General features: G+C 31.2%; 19 protein-coding genes and 1 tRNA gene. 9 read left to right on the forward strand and 11 right to left on the reverse strand.

The features are described 5' to 3' along the window. The first annotated feature begins 88 nt into the window (after positions 1-88). The 6 genes from MPF19_RS13315 (at position 89) to MPF19_RS13340 (ending at position 9604) form a co-directional block, all read left to right on the forward strand. Positions 89-646 (forward strand): DNA-3-methyladenine glycosylase I, encoded by a 558-nt coding sequence (locus tag MPF19_RS13315; protein WP_249988611.1) that lies wholly within the window; start codon positions 89-91, stop codon positions 644-646. Continuing rightward, positions 646-1407, forward strand: coding sequence for a hypothetical protein (locus MPF19_RS13320; protein WP_249988612.1), 762 nt, complete (start codon positions 646-648; stop codon positions 1405-1407). Before MPF19_RS13315 ends, MPF19_RS13320 begins: the two co-directional genes overlap by 1 nt. A 38-nt stretch (positions 1408-1445) precedes the next feature. Further along, complete coding sequence (locus MPF19_RS13325; RefSeq protein ID WP_249988613.1) at positions 1446-3473, forward strand: dipeptidyl-peptidase 3 family protein; 2028 nt, start codon at positions 1446-1448, stop codon at positions 3471-3473. A gap of 299 nt (positions 3474-3772) precedes the next feature. Then, positions 3773-6283, forward strand: a complete 2511-nt coding sequence (locus MPF19_RS13330) for a DUF5686 family protein (protein ID WP_249988614.1) — start codon at positions 3773-3775, stop codon at positions 6281-6283. Between the two features lie 136 nt (positions 6284-6419). Continuing rightward, positions 6420-6953, forward strand: coding sequence for an inorganic diphosphatase (locus MPF19_RS13335; RefSeq protein ID WP_203394225.1), 534 nt, complete (start codon positions 6420-6422; stop codon positions 6951-6953). A gap of 290 nt (positions 6954-7243) precedes the next feature. Next, positions 7244-9604, forward strand: coding sequence for a sodium-translocating pyrophosphatase (locus MPF19_RS13340; protein WP_249988615.1), 2361 nt, complete (start codon positions 7244-7246; stop codon positions 9602-9604). Between the two features lie 119 nt (positions 9605-9723). On the opposite strand, the gene MPF19_RS13345 is transcribed toward MPF19_RS13340, so the two are convergent. Beyond that, positions 9724-9885: a DUF1328 family protein gene (locus MPF19_RS13345; protein ID WP_203394193.1), complete on the reverse strand. Its 162-nt coding sequence runs from the start codon at positions 9883-9885 to the stop codon at positions 9724-9726. Between the two features lie 279 nt (positions 9886-10164). Here MPF19_RS13345 and MPF19_RS13350 point away from each other — a divergent pair, with 279 nt between their 5' ends. Then, entirely contained in the window at positions 10165-11190 is a 1026-nt protein-coding gene (locus MPF19_RS13350; protein WP_249988616.1) for a helix-turn-helix domain-containing protein, read from the forward strand. Between the two features lie 8 nt (positions 11191-11198). On the opposite strand, the gene MPF19_RS13355 is transcribed toward MPF19_RS13350, so the two are convergent. The 10 genes from MPF19_RS13355 to MPF19_RS13400 all read right to left on the reverse strand — a co-directional run bounded on the left by MPF19_RS13355 (position 11199) and on the right by MPF19_RS13400 (position 16814). Further along, positions 11199-11399, reverse strand: a complete 201-nt coding sequence (locus tag MPF19_RS13355; protein ID WP_203394195.1) for a DUF6327 family protein — start codon at positions 11397-11399, stop codon at positions 11199-11201. Between the two features lie 25 nt (positions 11400-11424). Next, complete coding sequence (locus MPF19_RS13360) at positions 11425-11772, reverse strand: hypothetical protein (RefSeq protein WP_203394196.1); 348 nt, start codon at positions 11770-11772, stop codon at positions 11425-11427. 3 nt (positions 11773-11775) lie between these two features. Further along, complete coding sequence (locus MPF19_RS13365) at positions 11776-12108, reverse strand: YtxH domain-containing protein (RefSeq protein ID WP_249988617.1); 333 nt, start codon at positions 12106-12108, stop codon at positions 11776-11778. A 159-nt stretch (positions 12109-12267) separates the two neighbouring features. Next, positions 12268-13878, reverse strand: a complete 1611-nt coding sequence (gene pckA / locus MPF19_RS13370; protein ID WP_249988618.1) for a phosphoenolpyruvate carboxykinase (ATP) — start codon at positions 13876-13878, stop codon at positions 12268-12270. Positions 13879-13968: 90 nt separating this feature from the next. Then, on the reverse strand, positions 13969-14352 hold the full coding sequence (locus MPF19_RS13375) for a DUF423 domain-containing protein (RefSeq protein ID WP_249988619.1): 384 nt from the start codon (positions 14350-14352) through the stop codon (positions 13969-13971). A 126-nt stretch (positions 14353-14478) separates the two neighbouring features. Beyond that, positions 14479-15201, reverse strand: a complete 723-nt coding sequence (locus tag MPF19_RS13380) for a tRNA1(Val) (adenine(37)-N6)-methyltransferase (protein ID WP_249988634.1) — start codon at positions 15199-15201, stop codon at positions 14479-14481. Between the two features lie 36 nt (positions 15202-15237). Continuing rightward, complete coding sequence (locus MPF19_RS13385) at positions 15238-15585, reverse strand: four helix bundle protein (protein WP_249988620.1); 348 nt, start codon at positions 15583-15585, stop codon at positions 15238-15240. Positions 15586-15632: 47 nt separating this feature from the next. Beyond that, positions 15633-15719, reverse strand: a tRNA-Ser gene (locus MPF19_RS13390). A 5-nt stretch (positions 15720-15724) separates the two neighbouring features. Next, positions 15725-16252 carry a ribosome maturation factor RimM gene (gene rimM, locus MPF19_RS13395; protein WP_203394200.1) on the reverse strand — a complete coding sequence of 176 codons (528 nt, stop codon included), beginning with the start codon at positions 16250-16252 and terminating at the stop codon, positions 15725-15727. Between the two features lie 19 nt (positions 16253-16271). Continuing rightward, complete coding sequence (locus MPF19_RS13400; protein ID WP_203394201.1) at positions 16272-16814, reverse strand: 30S ribosomal protein S16; 543 nt, start codon at positions 16812-16814, stop codon at positions 16272-16274. A gap of 625 nt (positions 16815-17439) precedes the next feature. Between MPF19_RS13400 and MPF19_RS13405 the strand changes: the two genes are divergently transcribed. Continuing rightward, entirely contained in the window at positions 17440-17889 is a 450-nt protein-coding gene (locus tag MPF19_RS13405; protein ID WP_249988621.1) for a ferritin-like domain-containing protein, read from the forward strand. A gap of 557 nt (positions 17890-18446) precedes the next feature. Continuing rightward, positions 18447-22787 carry a DNA polymerase III subunit alpha gene (gene dnaE, locus MPF19_RS13410; protein ID WP_203394206.1) on the forward strand — a complete coding sequence of 1447 codons (4341 nt, stop codon included), beginning with the start codon at positions 18447-18449 and terminating at the stop codon, positions 22785-22787. Positions 22788-22810: the final 23 nt, after the last annotated feature.

A 22810-nucleotide genomic window follows, 5' to 3' on the forward strand; every position in this document is an offset into this window, starting at 1 on the left:
TTAACGTGAATTTTAAATCAAAAATTATTTCACAGATAATTGATTTTTAATTGATTTAATATTATTTTTCAACCTTAATAATAAAAGAATGAAACAAAGATGCTTTTGGGTAACAGATAGTGAATTGTATAAAAAATATCATGATGAAGAATGGGGTACACCCGTTTACGATGATAAAACGTTATTTGAATTTTTGATCTTAGAAACTTTTCAAGCGGGTTTAAGTTGGATAACAATTCTAAATAAAAGAGAAAACTTTAGAAAAGCTTTTGATAATTTCGATTATAAAAAGATTTCAAAATATCCAGAAACTAAGTATGAATCTTTATTGCAAGATGCAGGTATCATAAGAAATAAATTAAAAATACGAAGTGCCATAACAAATGCTCAATTATTTATAGAAGTTCAGCAAGAATATGGTTCTTTTTCAAAGTTTATTTGGTCTTATGTAAATGAGAAACCTATTATCAATAAATTTGAAAAGAAAGAAGATGTTCCTGCAACTACAGAACTTTCAGACAAAATTTCTAAAGACCTAAAAAAACGTGGATTTAAATTTGTGGGATCTACTGTTATATACGCCTTTTTACAAGCCACAGGTTTGGTAAATGATCACACAATAGATTGTTTTAAATATATAAATTAATGAACGTTTTTTCAATTCCAAAATCAGATTTTAAAAAAATAACTAACATCTTTAATCGAGAAATTGGTCGGTTTGTATTTTTTGTTTTTCTCTTGTTTTTTGACAGTATTTATTTTGCTGAAAATGTAACAAATTCGCAAATATTGATTAATATTTTAATGGTTGCAGGGTTTTTTAAAATGTATTTTAGGTCAAATCCAAGAACTAAAGAACTGATGATTTACGCAGTAATTTTAGGTTTTATTGGCGAATATTTTTTTTCTCGTGGTTTGCATATGTACACTTACAGATTAGAAAATGTACCATTATATGTTCCTTTAGGTCATGCAGCTTTATATGGAAGAATTTTTATGTTTACTAAATCGTCTGTTGTTAGAAAATATGATAAAAGTATTGTACAATTTTTTGCAGTTTGTATTTCGATTTTAGCAATTACTTCTTTAATTTTCTTTAACGATGTTTTTGGGTTTGTAATGACAATTTGTATTTTTTTATTGCTTTGGAAAAGACCAAAAGATAGATTGTTTTTCTTTTCGATGTATATTTTAGTTGTTATTCTAGAAATTGGAGGAACAGCTTTTGGGTGTTGGGAATGGCCAGATACTGCATTTGGAGTTTTTAAGTTTTTACCAAGTAATAATCCACCAATAGGAATTAGTTTACTCTACTTTTTATTAGATATTGGTTGTTTTCTTATTTATACACAACGCCATAAAATTGCATGGAATCGGTTAAAAAACATTCAAAGAAATCAGGCATAAAATTCGTACATTTATACTTCAATTATAAATGAAGTAAAATGAAAATAAAACAAATAATTTATGCCTTTTCAGTAGCTATTCTATTAGCTTCTTGTTCATCAGAAAAGAAGAGTGAAGCAGTAAAGGTAACAACAGAATTTAATTATTTTGTAGAACAATTTGCAGACATCAAAGTATTACGATATAAAATACCAGGTTTCGAAGAGCTTACCTTAAAAGAGAAAAAACTTGTATATTATTTAACGCAAGCAGGTTTATCTGGTAGAGATATTATGTGGGATCAAAACTATCGTTATAACTTAAGTGTTAGAAAAGCTTTAGAAAGTATCAATAAAAATTATACTGGAGATAGAGAAAGTAAAGACTTTATAGCCTTTAAAACGTATTTAAAAAGAATTTGGTTTTCTAACGGAATTCATCATCATTATTCTAATGATAAAATTAAACCAGAATTTTCACAATCTTATTTTACCAAGGATTTATTAAAAAATTCAAACACTAATTTATCATCAGAAATTGTAACTATTTTGTTTAATGATGAAGATGATAAAAAAGTGACTAAAAAAGCTGGAATTGATAATATTTTATCTTCTGCCATTAATTTTTACCAATCTGATATTACAGATAAAGAAGTAGCTGATTTTTATAAAACGGCTTATAAAGGGCCAAAAGATCAACCAATTGAAGCCGGTTTAAACTCAAAATTAGTAAGAGAGAACGGAAAGTTGGTAGAAAAAGTTTGGAAATCTGGCGGAATGTATGGTGCTGCAATAGACCATATTATTGGTTGGTTAGAAAAAGCGCAAGCCGTTGCAGAAAATGATAAACAAGCAAATGCTTTAGGTTTGTTAATAAAATATTACAAAACAGGTAGTTTAGATGTCTGGGATCAATATTGTATTGCTTGGGCAACATCTACAGAAGGAAATATCGATTGGATTAACGGTTTTATAGAAGTATATAACGACCCAAAAGGATATAGAGGTTCTTATGAAACAGTGGTTCAAATTAAAGATTTTGATATGTCTCGTAAAATGAAAGTTTTATCTGACAATGCGCAATGGTTTGAAGATAATGCTCCACTAGACCCAAAACATAAAAAAGAAAATGTGGTTGGAGTTTCTTATAAAACTGTAAATGTTGCTGGTGAAGCAGGAGATTCATCGCCTAGTACTCCAATTGGAGTGAACTTACCAAACAACAACTGGATTCGTCAACAACATGGTTCTAAATCTGTTTCTTTAGGAAATATAATCGGAGCCTATAATAATGCAGGCGGAACAGGGCGTTTAAAAGAATTTGCAAATGATGAAGAAGAAATTAGATTGGAAGAAAAATACGGACAGATTGCCGATAAATTACATACAGCTTTACATGAAGTTGTAGGGCACGCTTCTGGTAAAATAAATGCTGGTATTGGTCAACCTAAGGAAACATTGCAAAATTATGCTTCTACAATGGAAGAAGGACGTGCCGATTTAGTTGGTTTGTATTATTTAATGGATCCTAAAATTCAAGAATTAGGTTTAACAGATAATTGGAAAGAAACAGGAATGGCTGCCTATGATGGTTATATTAGAAACGGATTAATGGCGCAATTAATAAGAATTAATTTAGGTGATGATTTAGAAGAAGACCACATGGTAAACAGACAATGGGTTTCTGCTTGGGCTTTTGAGCATGGAAAGAAAGACAACGTAATAGAAAAAATTGTAAGAGATGGTAAAACCTATTATAATATAAATGATTACAATAAATTAAGAGAAATTTTTGGAAGTTTACTAAAAGAAGCACAACGTATAAAATCTGAAGGTGATTTTGAAGCTGCTAAGAAACTAGTTGAAGGCTACGGAGTTAAAGTAGATCAAAATCTACATAAGGAAGTTTTAGAAAGAAATGCACAATTTAAATCGGCTCCTTATAGTGGTTTTGTAAACCCTGTTTTAGTACCAGATGTAGATAAAAACGGACAAATTTTAGACGTTAAAGTAACACAGCCTAAAAGCTTTGAAGAACAAATGTTATTCTATTCTAAAAATTATAATTTCTTAGGAACGAAAAATTAAATTCATTTTTTTCATTAAAATCAGTCATCTGGTAGATATATTTTAATATAAAACAGAATCATAACTAAGGTTATGGTTCTGTTTTATATTTTTGTTTTTTAAAACTTTTTAAATTGTCATAGATAATAGAAACAATCCATATTATTACAAAATTAAAATCTCCCCTATTCTCTATTTCACTATATTCAATCCGAATATTATTTTATTAAGTAAGAAACTAAATAACACACCGACTAAAGAATAATTTATAAACTAATGCGTTATTTAATTTCTTAAAACAACAAGAATTATTTTTAAACATGAAATACAAATTTATACTAATTTGCACCCTTTTTGTATCTATCTCATTACTAGCACAAACAAAAGTAAAAGGGATTATTACAGACACAAATAATATACCGCTTCCTTATTGTAGTATACAATTTAATGGTTCTACAGAAGGAACTACAAGTAATGAAAACGGTGGTTTTTATTTAGAATCTAAAGATAATTGGAAAGAAATAGAGATCTCTTTTATTGGTTTTAAAACATTAATAGTAACTTTAGAACAAAGAATTAACTACAATTTAAAACTTACGCTAGAAGAAGAGACAGACGCTTTAAAAGAAATTATAATAGTAACAGGAAAACAACCTAAAAAAAACAATCCTGCAATTGATATTCTTAGAAAAATTTGGGCGCAAAAGCGTAAAAACGGATTAAGTCATTTTAATCAATATAAATATAAAAAATATGAAAAAGTAGAATTTGATTTAAATACTATTGATGATAAATTAAAGAAGAAAAAAATATTTAAAGGGTTAGAATTCGTTTTTAAAGATGTAGACACTTCTAGCGTAACAGGAAAAACTTTTTTACCCGTTTTTTTAAACGAAGGCCTTTCTGAAGTTTATGGTGATAATATTCTAAACAAAGAAAAAGAAGTTTTAATAGCCAATCAAAACTCTGGTTTTAGTACAGAACAGCAACTTATCGATTATGTAGATGATCTATATTCTGAATACAATATCTATGATAATTATTTAAAAATTTTTGATAAAAGCTTTGTGAGCCCATTATCAAAAACCGGAATCAACAATTACAATTACGTTTTAGCGGATAGCTCTTTTATAGACAAAAAATGGTGCTACAATATTATTTATTACCCTAGAAGAAAAAACGAACTTACTTTTAAAGGTAATTTTTGGGTTAATGATTCTACTTTTGCTGTAAAGGAAATAAATTTACAAGTAGTAAAAAACGCCAATATAAATTGGGTTAAAGATGTATATATAGAACAAGAATTTGAGCTGCTAAACGATTCTATTTTTGTTTTAAAGCGAGACTTTTTATTATCAGATTTTGCACTTAGTAAAAAAGACAAATCTAGAGGTGTATATGGTAAAAAAACTACTATTTATAAAGATTATGTTTTTAATCAACCTTTAAAAGATGAAAGCTTTTATGATAAAAAAGTTTTTAACCAAAATAACGACTCTACCTACAGTATGTCTAGAACATTTTGGGATAAAAATAGATTAGAAGCACTAAATAAAAATGAAAAAGGAATCTATAAATTAATAGATACCTTAAAAACGGTTAAAAAATTTAAAAACATTAATAAAGCTGTTCAGACCATGTATTCTGGATATTTTGAAATTGATGCCTTAAATATAGATTATGGTCCTATTTTTTCTACTTTTGGTTATAATGATGTAGAAGGATTACGAATAAGAGTTGGTGGTAGAACCTATAAATCTACAAATGATTTGTTTAGACTAGAAGCATATACGGCTTATGGCTTAAAAGATGAAAATCTAAAATATGGATTTCAGGCAAAATGGCTTCTAAACAAAAAAAATAGACTTATAATTACTAGTGGTAAAAAGCATGATATAGAACAAATTGGAGCTACTTTAACAGCAAATACAGATGTTTTAGGAAGAAGTGATGGTTCTTCATCTTTAATAGGAACAGGTACCAATGATAAATTAACAAACATTAATATTACTACGCTTACAGGAGAAATTGAACCAACCCCAAATTTAATCTTGAAGCTTTCTGCAAATTACAAAACACTAAGTTCTGCTTCAGATACATTTAGTTTAGACTACAATGATGTTACTGCATCATCAGGAATTTCATCAAAAATAAGACAATTAGAAACCGTATTTTCCATAGGCTACTACCCTAAAAGAAAAATGTCTGGTTTTGGAGTGCAAAGAGAACCTGCAAATACTAATTACACCCAATATTTTACGCAAATATCCAAGGGAAGTAAAGATATTTTTGGTAGTGATTTTAATTATACTAAAGTTCAAGTTTCTTTATTTAAACTATGGGAAATAGGCGGACTTGGTCGATTAAAAACCTCTTTAGAAATAGGACAGACTTTTGGAGAAGTTCCTTTAGGCTTATTAAGTGTTGCTCCAGGAAATCAAACTTATTTTATATTTAACAATACCTTTAACCTATTAAATTTTTATGAATTTGTAACAGATAAATACGCTTCCTTTCATTTAGAGCATAATTTTAATGGAAGAATATTTTCTAGAATTCCTTTATTAAAAAAGACCAAATTGAGAACAGTTATAGGATTTAAGACTTTTTTAGGAGCCATCTCAGACAAAAACGTAGCACTTAATACAACTGGTAATAGTGCAGAAACAACTTTAACAGCACCGTCTCAAGACCCGTATTACGAATATAGTGTTGGGGTTGCTAATATTTTTAAATTGTTACGTGTAGACTTTAACTTTAGAGGAAATTACTTTGATAATACAGAAGCTCGAAAATTTGGAATAACCGCAGGTATAAGGTTTAATTTTTAAAAAATTAAAAACAAATACTTATTTTTAATTTATCTTAATCGAAAACCTTTGCGTAAATTTATGCCGTAAAACATAAAATAAAATTTAATTTATAACTATTTTTGTGTAAAACCAAAAAATGAAAGAACCTAAGACAATGAGTAAAGAACCAAAAAAACAAGTAACTTTTGATGTACTTATAGAAATACCTAAAGGAAGTAGAAATAAATACGAATATGACTTTACACTTCATAAAATTAGATTCGACAGAATGCTTTTTTCTTCTATGATGTATCCTGGTGATTATGGTTTTATCCCTGAAACATTAGCTTTAGACTCTGATCCATTAGATGTATTAGTTTTAGGACATCAACCTACTTACCCAATGGTGGTAATGGAAGTTAGACCAATTGGTGTTTTTTATATGACTGATGAAAAAGGACCAGATGAAAAAGTAATTTGTGTGCCTGTTTCTGACCCTATCTGGAGTAACAAAGAAGATATTGCAGATTTAAACCCACACAGATTAAAAGAAATAGAACATTTCTTTCAAGTTTATAAAGACTTAGAAAAGAAAAAAGTTGATACCGGTGGTTGGGGAGATGCTACAGCAGCCATTAAAATTTATGATGAATGTGTAAAACGTTATGACGAAAGCGAACACAAGAAAAAAAGAACATTTACAATCTAGTAAATAACCATAAAAGTAAAAAACACCTTAAAATTTAAGGTGTTTTTTTTTGATTGAAATTTAAAAAATTAATGCTATCTAATATCGATTAAACCTATTAAAAAAAGTATAAGAATATCCAAATTCGATAGAGCTCACCAATAAAGATGACATAAGTCATAGTATAGATAATATAATTTAAGCCCCAATTAAATATATAATCTTTAATTTATATAGGCTTTTTTTATCAATTTAATTTAACTATTTTTAACAGTATTAAAAAAATTAATAATTTAAATGAACTAACTAATATGGAATTAATAGTAAAATTTTTACCACTATTTGGTGTGGTAGCATTAATATTCGTTTTTCTAAAAAGCGGTTGGGTATCCAAACAAGAAGTTGGTGATGAAAAAATGGCACGAATTGCTAAAAACATCGCAGATGGAGCAATGGCTTTTTTAAAAGCTGAATACAAAGTTTTAGCCATTTTTGTGATAGCAGTAGCTATCTTGCTTTTCTTTAAAGGAAACACAGAAGTAGGCTCTAACGGAATGGTTGCAATTTCTTTTATCATTGGAGCAATTTGTTCCGCTTTAGCAGGTTTCATAGGAATGAAAGTAGCTACAAAAGCAAATGTAAGAACTACAGAAGCCGCAAAAATATCATTAGGAAAAGCATTAGAAGTTGCTTTTGCTGGTGGAGCTGTAATGGGTTTAGGTGTTGTTGGTTTAGGAATTTTAGGCTTAAGTGGCTTATTTATGTTCTACCAAAGCATGTGGCCTGGAGCAGAAAATTTATCTATGGTATTAAATGTACTTTCAGGATTTTCATTAGGTGCTTCCTCAATTGCATTATTTGCACGTGTTGGTGGTGGTATTTATACAAAAGCTGCTGATGTTGGTGCAGATTTAGTAGGTAAAGTAGAAGCGGGTATCCCAGAAGACCATCCATTAAACCCTGCAACTATTGCAGATAATGTTGGTGATAATGTAGGTGATGTAGCTGGTATGGGAGCAGATTTATTTGAATCTTATGTTGGCTCAATCATTGGTACAATGGTATTAGGTGCATTCATCTTAACACCAAGTTTTGATGGCTTAGGAGCCGTTTATTTACCTTTAGTTCTTGGAGCAGTGGGTATCTTAATGTCTATTTTAGGTACATTTTTTGTAAAAGTAAAAGATGGTGGAAATCCACAAACGGCTTTAAATATTGGAGAATTTGGTTCTGCTGGTTTAATGGTTGTGGCTTCCTATTTTATAATCACCGCTTTAATTCCAGAATCTATAGAGGGTTTACCTTTTGGAGCTATCGGTGTTTTTAAAGCAACATTAGCCGGATTAGTAGCTGGTTTGGGTGTAGGTAAAATAACAGAATATTATACAGCTACAGGTAAAAAACCTGTTATGTCTATTGTAAAACAATCAGAAACAGGAGCGGCAACAAATATTATTGCTGGTTTAGGTGTTGGTATGATGTCTACAATGATCCCTATTCTTTTAATTGCTGCTGCTATTATTGTTTCTCATTATTACGCAGGCTTATACGGAATTGCAATTGCAGCTGTTGGTATGTTGGCAAATACAGGAATTCAGTTAGCAGTAGATGCTTACGGACCAATTTGCGATAACGCCGGTGGTATTGCTGAAATGGCAGAATTACCAAAAGAAGTTAGAGAACGTACTGATAAATTAGATGCTGTTGGTAACACTACAGCAGCTGTAGGTAAAGGATTTGCAATTGCTTCTGCTGCATTAACGGCTTTGGCTTTATTTGCTGCCTTTATGAAAACTGCTAATGTTGTTGCTATTGATGTTTCACAGCCTAAAATTATGGCTGGTTTATTAGTTGGTGGTATGCTACCATTTGTATTTTCTGCATTATCTATGAATGCTGTGGGTAGAGCTGCAATGGCTATGATTGAAGAAGTTCGTAGACAATTTAGAGATATTCCAAAATTAAAAGCGGCCTTAGAAGTGATGCGTAAGTATGATTCTGATATGACAAAAGCTTCTAAAGAAGATAGAGCTATTTTTGATGCTGCTGATGGTGTGGCTGATTATGGAAAATGTATTGATATTTCTACAAAAGCATCAATTAGAGAGATGGTGTTACCTGGTTTATTAGCTATAGTTGTTCCTGTTGCTGTTGGTTTTATTGGTGGTGCCGAAATGTTAGGAGGTTTATTAGCAGGTGTTACAACTTGTGGTGTTTTAATGGCAATCTTTCAATCTAACGCAGGTGGTGCTTGGGATAATGCTAAAAAAACAATTGAAGAACAAGGTAAAAAAGGATCGGATGCTCACAAAGCTGCTGTTGTAGGAGATACTGTTGGAGATCCATTTAAAGACACTTCTGGACCTTCTTTAAATATTCTTTTAAAATTAATGTCTGTAGTTGCTTTGGTAATTGCACCAAGTATTGCTTTAAATAGTACTGCAATATCAGATTACAATACTAAGAAAGAAGTAAAAGTAGAGATTACTCAAACTTCTGGAGATTTAGCCATGGCTACAATTACTACTACAAAAACCATTGATGGAGTTGTTTCTGAAGATATTCAAAAAATAGAAGGAACAGTTGCTGAAATTGAAAAGAAAGCTAAAGAAGCTGGAAATATTGTTTCTGTAAATGTTATTAAAAACAAGAAACAAGCAAGTATTAAATAGTAAAAACTCATATTTAAATTCATAAAAAAGCATCCTTCCGAAATTTTCGGGATTGGATGCTTTTTATTTTTATAAGAAAGATGAAACAACAATATCTAAATTGAAATTTAATCTTAATACTATATTTTTTTTCTTCCAGTAATTAGAGATAATAAGAAAAGGATAATGAATATTACAAAAATTATTTTAGCAATTCCTGCTGCAGCTCCTGCAATTCCTCCAAATCCTAAAACACCTGCTATTAATGCAATTATTATAAAAGTGATTGTCCAACGTAACATAATTTTAAATTTTTAAATGAACGTTTGTTTCCTTTAAAGATGCCAAACGATGTACATCTTAACTATACTTAATTTCTTTTATGTAAAAATATAGAAATAGTAACATTCTTTTGAATGCATATACTTTAAATCTTAACTCATTAAAGTTCTAATCCTCTATCAAGTTTTAATTGATACTTTAACTAATGATAAAAAAGACATTCTTTTTATTAAAATTTAAACTATTTTTAAACTTTCTATAGAGCTTCTATAGATTGTACTTTTAAATTCTTTGCACCCATGATTGATATTGAAATAATTGCTGATAGTGACAAAGATTTACTTCAGCAAATTGCTGAAAAAATAGGAGGCTCTATAACTAGTAATTGGAGTGAAAATGTACTTACAATTAATAATGAAAATGCAACTGGTAGTATTCGTTTTATCCCTTTTGATTGGGGAGTAAACTTGTTAGATTTTGATATTAAGTTGCACAAAGAGTTTATTTTTAAAATTCAGGCTGTACCAGAATTTAATCCTCTTCGGTTCATGTACTCTTCTCTTGGCTTTTTTAAACATCGCTTTGGTATCGACAATAAAGAAAGTAAAATTGACCAATTTCAATCCTTAATTTTTACGAACAAAACTGGCGGCTATAATTATATTCATTTGCCAAAAAATGAAAAAGTAGAAATTAATCTAATTGAAATAGTAAGAAAGAAGTTTTTAAAAAAAAGAACTACAAATGTTTCTACTTTAAATGAAAAATTATACGAAGTTTTTGTAGATACAGATCATGATTATCGATTTATAAATTACGGAACTCTTAATTTAAAAATGGCAGATATAATTTCCCAAATAAAAAATGTAAAGGGAAAAGGAATGTTACGCATTCTTAAAATTGAAGCTAGAGTTTATGAGGTTTTATCAATGCACATACAGCAACATAACAGACTTTTAGATGGTGTAACTTTACCTAAATCACTTACCAAAAATGAACTAAAAATAGTTCGTAAATTCGGAAAGTTAATCGTAAAAAATCCTGCAAAAAATTACACTTTAGAAAACCTTTCTTTAGATTCTGGCCTAACACAAGCAAAGCTGCAAGATGGTTTTAAATTTTTATACAATAGAACTGTTACCGAATACATCAGACATATTCGTTTAGAATCTGCTAGAGATTTGCTAAAAAACACCGATTTAAATATCTCTCAAATTGTATACAGTATTGGATTTAGCAGCAGAAGTTATTTTTCTAAAATTTTTAGAGAAAAATATGGCATTACTCCAAACGGATTTAAAAAGAAACTATTAGCCGTAGTTTAAATTACCTGCTATTTAAAAATTTTCTTTATAAACATTAATGTTCCAAACTTGCCAAAAGCAGAGACAACATTACTAATAATACTAATAGGCTTTATACTTTCCTCAAAGTCATTTTTTACCATTTTAAGTTCTTCCAAAGCAATTTGCTTTTCAAGGGAAAGTTGTCTTAAATGATTATTTATTTCTTTAAAACTTTTATATGTTTTCATTTCCTATTTTTTAAAGGTTTGTTTACTAATCATAAAATATTTTCGAAACTTTAGATATTACTTTTTTATCAAAAGAACCCTTTAGAAAATAAATTAGCAAAGAAATAATTAGAAAAAATAATCCCACAAACAAATACCCTAAAGCTGTATTTTCTAGAAATTCTCCTAAAGCAATTGCAGAAGAAAACGCCAAAAACACAAAGCCTAAAACAGCCAAACTACCAATAATAAAAAATTTTACAATGGTACTTAGTGTTAAGGCTGTTACTTGAAAAGCCTTTAACTTTGCATAGTCTAAACTTTTAGAAACATACTCTTTACTAGCATCAGAGCCTTTATCTGCCGTATTTTTTATATTGTCTAAAACGTTCATCTATTAGGCAGATTTTTGTAATTTTTTATTTTTCTCTTTCAACTCCTTTAATTTTTTTTCTAATGTAGAAATAACATCTTCTGCTTTATGACTAACGTTAGAAACCACCTCTTCTAATTGATCATCTAATGTTTCTTTTTTACTTGAAACTGTTGAAGAAACCTTCTCTGTTAAATCACTTGCAGTATCAACTATTTTATCTTTAGCTGCCAACGCTTCTTCAGAAATTCTCTTTCTAGTTTTCACTCCTTTATCTGGTGCAAATAATATTCCTAATGTTGCTCCTATTACGGTTCCTGCTAATAATCCTACTACTGTATTGCTACTATTACTCATAATTTTAATTGTATTTAAGGTTAAATAAATTTAGTGTGTATCACTTATACAAAAGTACAATAAAAACAACCTAAGCATTAACTCAATAAATTTAAATATTAGCTCAAACAAAAAAAACACCTCAAATTGAGGTGTTTAACTAAAAAAAACTAAAAATCACTAAAATGCATACCGTTGCGGTCCACCTCTTCGAATGTCTTCGCTTGCAACTTCTTCAAATTGCGTAAAATTATGCCTAAAAGCATTAGATAACTTAAAAGCAGTTTTATAATAAGCTTCATCATTGTTCCAAGTTGCCCTTGGGCTTAATAAATCTGTAGGAACTCCAGGACAACTTCTTGGTTGCGCCACTCCAAAAACAGAATGTATATGGTAATCTTCATATCTATAACTACCTAAATCGCCATTTAATACTGCCGTAATCATTGCTCTGGTATATTTTAAAGGCATTCTTCTACCAACTCCATATTGTCCGCCAGACCAACCTGTATTTATCAACCATACATTTACACCCGCATCTTTCATTTTTTTACTTAGCATTTCTGCATATCTTGTAGGATGTAATGGCATAAAAGGTGCTCCAAAACAAGCTGAAAAACTCGGCGTTGGTTCTGTAACTCCTGCTTCTGTACCTGCTACTTTTGCAGTATAACCAGATATAAAATGATACGCTGCTTGGTTAGGCGTTAACTTAGAAATTGGAGGTAAAACGCCAAATGCATCCGCAGTTAAAAAGAAAATATTCTTTGGATTTTTTCCTATGGATGGTACTTGTATATTTTTTATATGATGAATTGGGTAACTCACCCTTGTATTTTGAGTAATAGAAGTATCCGAAAAATCTACAACACCTTGATCATCCATAACCACGTTCTCTAAGATTGCTCCTTTTTTAATCGCTGCAAAAATTTCTGGTTCTTGTTCTGCGGATAAATTAATCACTTTTGCATAACAGCCACCTTCAAAATTGAACACCGTATTTTCTGCCGTCCAACCATGTTCATCATCACCAATTAAACTTCTATCCGGATCTGTAGATAAGGTTGTTTTTCCCGTACCAGATAATCCGAAGAAAATTGCAGTATCTCCATCTTTACCAACATTTGCAGAACAATGCATGGGTAACGTATTTCTATAAACTGGTAAAATAAAGTTTAGCGCAGAAAAGATTCCTTTTTTAATTTCACCAGTATATCCTGTTCCCCCAATTAGTGCTATTTTTTTACTGAAATTTAAAATAGCAAAATTATGTTGACGAGTGCCATCTACAACCGGATTTGCCATAAAACCAGGCGCATTAATTACAGTCCATTCTGCAGTAAAATTTTCTAATTCTTTTTCTGTAGGACGTAAAAACATATTGTAAGCAAACATATTGCTCCAAGGATGCTCATTAACAACTCTAATATTTAATTGGTAGTTTTCATCTGCACAGGCATAACTATCTCTGACAAAAATTTCCTTTTCAGATAAATAATCTACAACTTTAGCATACAAAGCATCAAACTTTTCAGACTCAAACGGAATGTTGACATCACTCCACCAAACCTCATCTTTGGTTACTTCATCTTTCACTATAAAACGATCTTTAGGCGAGCGTCCTGTAAACTCTCCTGTATTCACTGCAATTGCTCCTAAAGAAGAAACTACTCCCTGCCCCTTTTTAAGTGTTTCTTCATGCAATTCATCTGAACTTAATTGATAGCGAACTGTTGCATTTTTGATTCCTAGACTATTTAACGAAATCGATTTCGTATTTGTATCTACCATATCAATATATTTAATTATTTATAGATTAACTGCGGACAAAATTACACAATAATTTCAAACAGCAATATATATTGACAAAAAATTATCAAATTATTTACTTTTACGATGTTTTTTTAAGAATATCATAATCATTAAAACCCAACCAATCATCAATGTTAAACCTCCTAAAGGAGTAACAAACCAAATAGATTTTGCTGTGATAGAAGTTAAATGAATCGCATAAATAGAGCCTGAAAAAAGCAGAATCCCAAAAAAGAAAACATAGCTAATCTTATTTTTTTGTAAAATAGTAAAACCATCATAAATATTAACAAATAACAAGACAATAACATGATACATTTGATAACGTACCGCCGTTTCAAAACTAGACAATTCTGTAGCCGTTAAAACTTCTTTTAAAGCATGTGCCCCAAAAGCACCTAAAACAATGGCTAACATTCCTAAAACGCATGTAATAACTAAATTTTTAAACATTTTAAATCGATTTTGACAAAAGTAATGTATTCTAAGCCTCCTATAAAATCTCTTTAATTATTAGAAAAAGATACAATACCGTCATATTAATTAAAAGATTGCTTCTTGCCTCTCAACGACAAAAAACTACATCTTTAAATAAAAATCCTTTGTCAGGTTAATATAATCTTCTGTATATTGATGACGTTCAATTTCTATAATTAAACTTTCTTCTTGTATTTCAGTTTCATTAAAAGAAAACTCTAATAAACATCTTTTTACTTCTGATGTTTCATTGCCTTGAACCCTACAAATTCTGTTTAAAAACAATGTCTTTTCTTTTGCTAGGTTGATAAAACCTTCTTCCTCTTTAAAAGGAATAACGACACAAAATTTCCCGTTTTCTGATAATATTTTAGAAACTCCAACAATCAACTCTTCAAAAGAAAGAGAAGATGTAAAACGAGCCGTATTTCTAGCAGTATCTTCAGTTTCAAAATCATCTGTATAAAATGGCGGATTCGAAACAATTAAATCATAGCTTTCCTCCTCCTCTGCTATTTCATCAGCAAATTCAGTAAAAGTAGCATTGTAACAATACAAGCGATCTCCCCAATCAGATTCTTCAAAATTAGCTACGGTTTGTTCATAGGCATTTTCATCAACCTCAACAGCATCAATTGTCATGGCGTCAGAACGTTGCGCAATCATTAAAGAAATAACACCAGTTCCAGATCCGATGTCTAAAATTGTATCCGGATACTCATCTACCGAACACCAGGCACCTAATAAAACACCATCAGTACCCACCTTCATAGCCGTTTTATCTTGATGAATGGTAAACTCTTTAAATTTGAATGGTTTCAAAATGTAAATTTCAATTTTTAAGCACCAAATTCCAAAAAATCAGGCTTTATTAATAATTGCAGATAAAATTTTTCTTAATTCGTCGCATTCTTGAATCATTTTTTCGAATTCAGTAGTAAACTCTTGATTCATATCTCTTAAAAGACGTAACCAAAGAATGGACTCTTTTGCTTCTTTTCTAGATATTTTTAATCTAAAAATAAAATCCTTATCTCCAAGCTTTTCATTTGCTTCAATGTAATTCGCTGCAATAGATCCAGAAGACTTAACAAGTTGTCTAACATCCTCATTATTGGAAGTGTTTCTAACCAATTTTTTCAATAGAAATCTGCAATCTCTCGCAAATAAGTATGTTCTTTCTTCTAAATTGTATACTTTTTTCTCCACAACAATTGGAATTTGGAATTTTAAAAATTGAATTTTAAAACCCTTTGTAGAGAGGAAGGGATTCGAACCCTCGGTACCGTTACCAGTACACTACCTTTCCAAGGTAGCTCTTTCGACCACTCAGACACCTCTCTTTATTTTAAGACAAATACAAATCTATCAACCCTTGCGGAGTATCCACTTGAATTGTTTTGTTTTCTCTATCTACTTTTTTAATAAATTCATCTACCATCGGAATAAAAATTTCCGTTCCATCTCTGTCAATTTCAAAAAGAGGTTGTGCAGCTTTGTCATTTATATGAACAATCTGCCCCACTTCTCCAAAATTAGCATCCACAACGGTAAAACCAATTACTTCATGATAGTAAAACTTATCGCCAGTTAATTTTGGCAACATTGTATTTGGTAAATAAACACCGCATTTTAAAATAGAATCGGCTTCTTCATCAGAATAAATATCTTCAAACTGAACGCGTAACTGATTCCCTTTATGTAGTGAACTTTTATCAATAAAAAATGGAACCAAGTTTGTGCCGAATTCGACATAAACTGATTCCATTTCTGTGTACAACTCAGGCTCGTCGGTATCTAATTTGATAACCACTTCACCCTTAAAACTATATTTTGTAACGATTTTGCCTAAATAAAAACAATCTTCTTTACGCATCTTCGTATAAATTTATAATTTATTCTGCTGATTTTGCTTGAGCTTCATCAATAGTATCTGGAGCAACTTCTTCTGCTTCAGTTTCTGCTGCTGCTTCTACAACCTCTTCAACAACTGGTTTAGCTGCTTCAATTCTTGCTTCATTAACTGCTTTTTCTGCTGCGAATGCTGCTGCTTTTGCATCAGATTGCGCTTTAGATAAACCAGCTTCTTTATCAGAAATCTTAGTAGCTTTTGCTTCTACCCACGCTGCAAATTTTGCATCTGCTTGCTCTTGAGTTAAAGCACCTTTTCTTACACCACCAGCTAAATGATTCTTTAACATAGCACCTTTATAAGATAAAATGTTTTTTGCAGTATCAGTTGGTTGTGCACCATTTTGTAACCAAGTTACAGCTAAATCTACATCTAAATCAATAACTGCAGGGTTAACGTTTGGATTGTAAGTACCTATTTTTTCTAAGTATTTACCATCTCTTTTTGCACGAGCATCAGCGGCAACGATCCAATAGAATGGTTTCCCTTTTTTACCGTGTCTTTGTAATCTAATCTTTACAGACATAATTTGTTAATTTGTTAAGGTTCTCGACCTTGATTATTAAAAATCTTACTATCTCGTAGTAAGTGGGCGCAAAAGTACAAAACCTTTTTCAAACTAAAACGCTAAATATCAATATTTTTTAGGGCGTTACCACAAGGGTCGGGCTTTCACTACTCGCTTCCCACAAAAAAATGTGGGAGAGCTCAAACAAACCGTTCAATCCCTAACGCGGATACTCATAGATTACAACAATTGTGTTTTCGAATGCTAGGAGAAATCACATAAAGAAGTTCACGCAAAACAGAGCAACTTTATGAAATTTCTCAATCGCTTAAAAAAGCTCATTTCGAAATGACAAACTAGGTGGTTATTAGATGTGTTAATTATTCTATTCAATCAAAAAACACCACCGCTAGCGCTCGTTTCTAACGAGTGCCACCAAACATTGGTTTCACACAGAAATTACGGTACTCGTTACAAACGAGCACAAGAAAAACAAAAACGATAAAAAAGCTTAGAATCAAATGAGTTAAAATCTAAATCTTATGCACTAAAGACAAAGCCTCTTGTTTTCTAATTTTGTACCAGATGTGAAACAATACACATCTTAAAATAATCTATTGAAATTTAAAATGAAAACGATAGTATGAAGTACACAGAAAAAATTTCGAACAAATTAAACGAATTATTAGAAAAAAATTATGATGCCGAAAAAGGGTATTTAAACGCTGCAGAAAATGTAGATAGTCCTAAATTAAAAATTTTCTTTAAAAAGAGAGCTAGCGAGAGAAGTCAGTTTGCAAAAGAACTTAGAACAGAAATTTTATCTTATGGGCAAATACCAGAAGATAATGGCACATTAAAAGGAGCGGCGCATAGAAACTGGATGACATTAAAATCATTATTTAGCTCAAATGATGAAGAGGCAATTTTAGAAGAAGCCATTAGAGGAGAAAGAACTAGTTTAGAAGAATATACTGAAATTCTAGATAAAGAAAATGAATTTGCACCATCAACTAGAAAGATGATAGAAATGCAGAAACAGAAAATTCAAGGTGCCGTTAATTTATTAATGGTAAAAGAAGAATTAGCCTAAAAATAAAATATTAGTAAACTTAAAACTAATTTCACATAACACTATAAAAAGTCAATCCAATAAAGGATTGACTTTTTTTTTAATTTTCAAAATTATCGATTACAAACGAGTACAATTATTAGCCGCATAATGCAATTAAAATAAACCTGAACATCTATATGAGATTTCTCTCTACATTCAAAACGACAAACTAAATGATTCTTCCGCGTGAAGGATAGTAGCCTTTCGACTTCGCTCAAGATTAATTCCAAGCCCACAGTGAGGTACGAACGAGGACTTGCAACGGATAGCCTGACCATTTTTAAAACAAAAACTTAATGCTACTATCTAAATAATTTTAAAAATGGGCACGCCCAAAAACATACGCAAGCTTATTTTCGTTTACGCTTAGTGTAATCAAATACTAATTTCTAGTATGGTACTCGTTAATAATCAGCACTAGCCTAAGAGAAAATTTGTTGATAAAAGAAAACAACTCATCCATCATTTGTAAGAACAAATTTCTATTTTTACATGTTCTTTTAAACAGTTAAACGCTTCAACATTTACACAGATTTATGTACTTAATTTTTGATACTGAAACTACCGGTTTACCAAAAAGTTGGAATGCTCCAATGACAGACACAGACAACTGGCCAAGGTGTATACAGATTGCTTGGCAGCTGCATGATGAGATGGGAAAAGTGTTAGAACACAACGATTTTCTAATACAACCAGACAACTTTAATATTCCGTATGATGCAGAAAGAATTCACGGAATTTCTACGGAATTAGCCGCAGAACAAGGAATTTCTTTAAATGAAGGGTTGGTTTTGTTTAACGAAGCATTGGCAAAAACGAAGTTTATTGTTGGTCAGAATTTAAATTTCGATTTAAATATTATGGGATGTGAATTCCATAGATTAGGTATAGAAAGTAATTTAACCTCACTCCCTATTCTTGATACGTGTACCGAAAAAACGGCTACTATGTGTCAGATTCCTGGTGGTCGTGGTGGTAAATTTAAATTACCAACGTTAACGGAATTGCACAATCATTTATTTGGAGTTGGTTTTGGCGAAGCACACAACGCAACTGCCGATGTGGAGGCAACCACTCGTTGTTTTCTAGAACTAATTCGTTTAAGAGAATATACAAAAGAGCAATTAGATGTAGATGATGATTATTTTAAAAATTATTCTGAAGCAAACCCAAAACCGATTGAGGTAATTGGTTTAAAACACATCAATCTAAAAAAGGAAAGCGAAATAATTCGTAAACGTTTAGAAAAACTAAAAGGCGTTAAAGAAACTAAATCTACTTCTGAAGGTTTAGCCGAATTAGAAAATGTTCAATTTTCGCACTTACATAATCATACGCAATATTCTGTTTTACAAAGTACCATGCAATTGGGTAATATTGTAAAAGCCGCAGCAAAAGACAATATGCCTGCGGTTGCTATGACAGATACAGCGAATATGATGGGTGCTTTTCACTTTGTGAATGCTGTTTTAAGTCATAATAAAAACGCAGAAACTCCCATGAAGCCAATTATTGGTTGTGAGTTTAATATCTGTGAAGATCATAAAAATAAATCGCAAAAAGACAACGGTTATCAGGTTGTTTTACTAGCAAAAAATAAAAACGGGTATCACAATTTAGCAAAAATGTCTTCTGCTGCATTTGTAGATGGTTTTTACTATGTTCCTAGAATTGATAGAGCGCTCGTAGAACAATACAAAGAAGACATTATTGTTTTAACAGGGAATTTATATGGTGAAGTTCCTAGTAAAATTTTAAATCTTGGAGAGAAACAAGCTGAAGAAGCGTTAATTTGGTGGAAAGAACAATTTAACGACGATTTGTATATCGAGTTGATGCGTCATGATCAGGAAGACGAAAGAATTGTAAACGAAACTTTACTAAAGTTTTCTAAAAAGCATGAGGTAAAAATTATTGCCACTAACAACACCTTCTATTTAGAGAAGAAAGATGCAAATGCACATGATATTTTATTGTGTGTAAAAGATGGCGAAAAGCAAGCTACTCCTATTGGTAAAGGACGTGGTTATAGATATGGTTTACCAAACCAAGAGTATTATTTTAAGTCTACCGACGAAATGAAAAAGTTGTTTGCTGATATTCCTGAAGCAATTAGCAACATTCAAGAAATTGTAGATAAAATTGAAATTTTTACGCTTGCAAGAGACGTTTTATTACCTGCTTTTAATATTGGTGATGAATTTAAAGATCCGGAAGATGAAAAAGATAACGGAAAGCGTGGAGAGAATAACTTTCTAAAACATTTAACTTTTGAAGGTGCTAAAAAACGATATGGAGAAATTACAGAATCCATTAAAGAACGTTTAGATTTTGAGTTAGAAGTTATTGAAAAAACAGGATATCCAGGATACTTCTTAATTGTAGAAGATTTTATTAGAGCAGCAAGAAAAATGGATGTTGCCGTTGGTCCGGGGCGTGGTTCTGCGGCAGGTTCTGTAGTTGCCTACTGTCTTTGGATTACCAATATTGACCCAATTAAATACGATTTACTTTTTGAGCGTTTCTTAAATCCAGAACGTGTATCCATGCCCGATATTGATATTGATTTTGATGATGAAGGTCGTGGTCGTGTAATGGACTATGTAATTGATAAATATGGTGCAAACCAAGTTGCTCAGATTATTACGTACGGAACCATGGCTGCAAAATCTTCTATTAGAGATACTGCCAGAGTTTTAGATTTACCACTTTTTGAAGCCGATAGAATTGCCAAATTAATTCCGGGAATTAAGCTGAAAAATATTTTTGGCGATGATGCAAAAAGTAAAGGTAAAGTTGATGGTTTACGTGCAGAAGAAAAAGTACTTGTAGAAGAATTAAAACAAATGTCTTACGGAACCGATTTGGTTTCCGAAACGATAAATAAAGCAACAATATTAGAAGGTTCTGTTAGAAATACCGGAATTCATGCCTGTGGTGTAATTATTACTCCTGGAGATATTACCAACTACGTACCTGTTGCTTTGGCAAAGGATTCCGACATGTACGTTACCCAATTTGATAACTCTGTAGTAGAAACTGCAGGTTTATTGAAAATGGATTTCTTGGGATTAAAAACGCTAACTTTAATTAAAGACACCGTTAAAATTGTAAAAGCAAGACATGGCATCACACTAGATCCAGAGAATTTTTCTTTAGAAGATGTAAAAACGTATGAATTATTCCAAAGAGGAGAAACCGTTGGTGTTTTCCAGTATGAATCTCCCGGAATGCAAAAACACATGCGCTCTTTAAAACCAACCGTATTTGCCGATTTAATAGCAATGAACGCCTTGTACAGACCTGGACCAATGGAATACATTCCGTCTTTTATTAATAGAAAACATGGAACCGAAGATATAGAATACGATTTACCTGCCATGGAAGAATATTTGGCAGAGACCTACGGAATTACAGTTTACCAAGAGCAGGTAATGCTTTTATCGCAAAAATTGGCAGATTTCACCAAAGGTGAAGCCGATGTTTTACGTAAAGCAATGGGTAAAAAACAGATTGCGGTGCTAGATAAAATGAAACCAAAATTTGTGGAACAAGCTGCAGCTAAAGGTCATGATCCAGAAAAATTAGAGAAAATCTGGAAAGACTGGGAAGCCTTTGCAAGTTATGCCTTTAACAAATCTCACTCTACCTGTTATGCTTGGATAGCATATCAAACAGCGTATTTAAAAGCGCATTATCCGGCCGAGTATATGGCTTCTGTACTTTCCAATAATATGAACGATATTAAATCGGTTTCTTTCTTTATGGAAGAATGTAAACGAATGGAATTACAAGTTTTTGGTCCGGATTTAAATGAATCATATTTAAAATTCTCCGTAAATAATGAAGGTGCTGTCCGTTTTGGAATGGCAGCCGTAAAAGGTGTTGGTGCTGGAGCTGTGAGAGCTATTATTAAAGAACGAGAAGAAAATGGAAATTACAACTCAATTTTTGACTTATCTAAACGTGTAGATTTAAGAGCTGCCAACAAAAAATCTTTTGATAGTTTGATAAAAGCAGGTGCTTTCGATTCTTTTACAGATACACACCGAGCTCAATATTTTGCCACAGATGAAAAAGGAATGACCTTTTTAGAACGCGCCATGAAATTTGGGCATAAATATCAAGAAAATGAAAATTCTGCTCAGGTTTCTATGTTCGGTGAAGCTTCTACTGTTCAATTTCCAGAACCCGATATTCCAGAATGTGAAACTTGGGGAACCATGGAGTTATTACAACAAGAAAAAGAAGTTATTGGAATATATATTTCTGCGCATCCTTTAGATGATTTTAAAAACGAAATAAAATTCTGCAACGCTTCTTTAAAATACTTTAAAGCAGATCTTGCAAAATTTGTAAACATGAATTTAGCTTTTGCAGGAATTGTTACCGATGTACAACACAGAGTTTCTAAAGCAGGTAAAGGTTGGGCAATGTTTACCGTTGAAGATTATGGAGATAGTAATGAATTTAGAATTTTTGGGGAAGATTACCTAAGAATGCAACATTTCTTAGTACCTAATCAATTCTTATTTATACGTACAACCGTACAACCTGGTTGGACCAATAAAGAAACAGGAGTTGTTGGCGAACCAAGACTAAAGTTTCTAGAAATGAAATTGTTACATGATATTATGGATGAACTCTGTAAAAAAGTAACCATTCAACTTCCTTTAAGTGAAATTAAAGAAGAATCTATTTCCACTTTAGAAAACATCTTAAAAAAGACACCTGGTAAACAAAATTTAAATTTCACTATTTGGGACGAAAAGGAAAAACTAGAAATTAGTTTACCTAGTAGAAATACAAAAGTTCATATTACCAACGAGTTGTTAGCTGATTTAGATAAACAACAAATTGCTTATAAATTGAATTGATTCTAATTAACAGAAAAAAACAA

Origin of the sequence: Polaribacter sp. Z014 (assembly GCF_023555435.1) — a bacterium.
Taxonomy (GTDB): Bacteria; Bacteroidota; Bacteroidia; order Flavobacteriales; family Flavobacteriaceae; genus Polaribacter.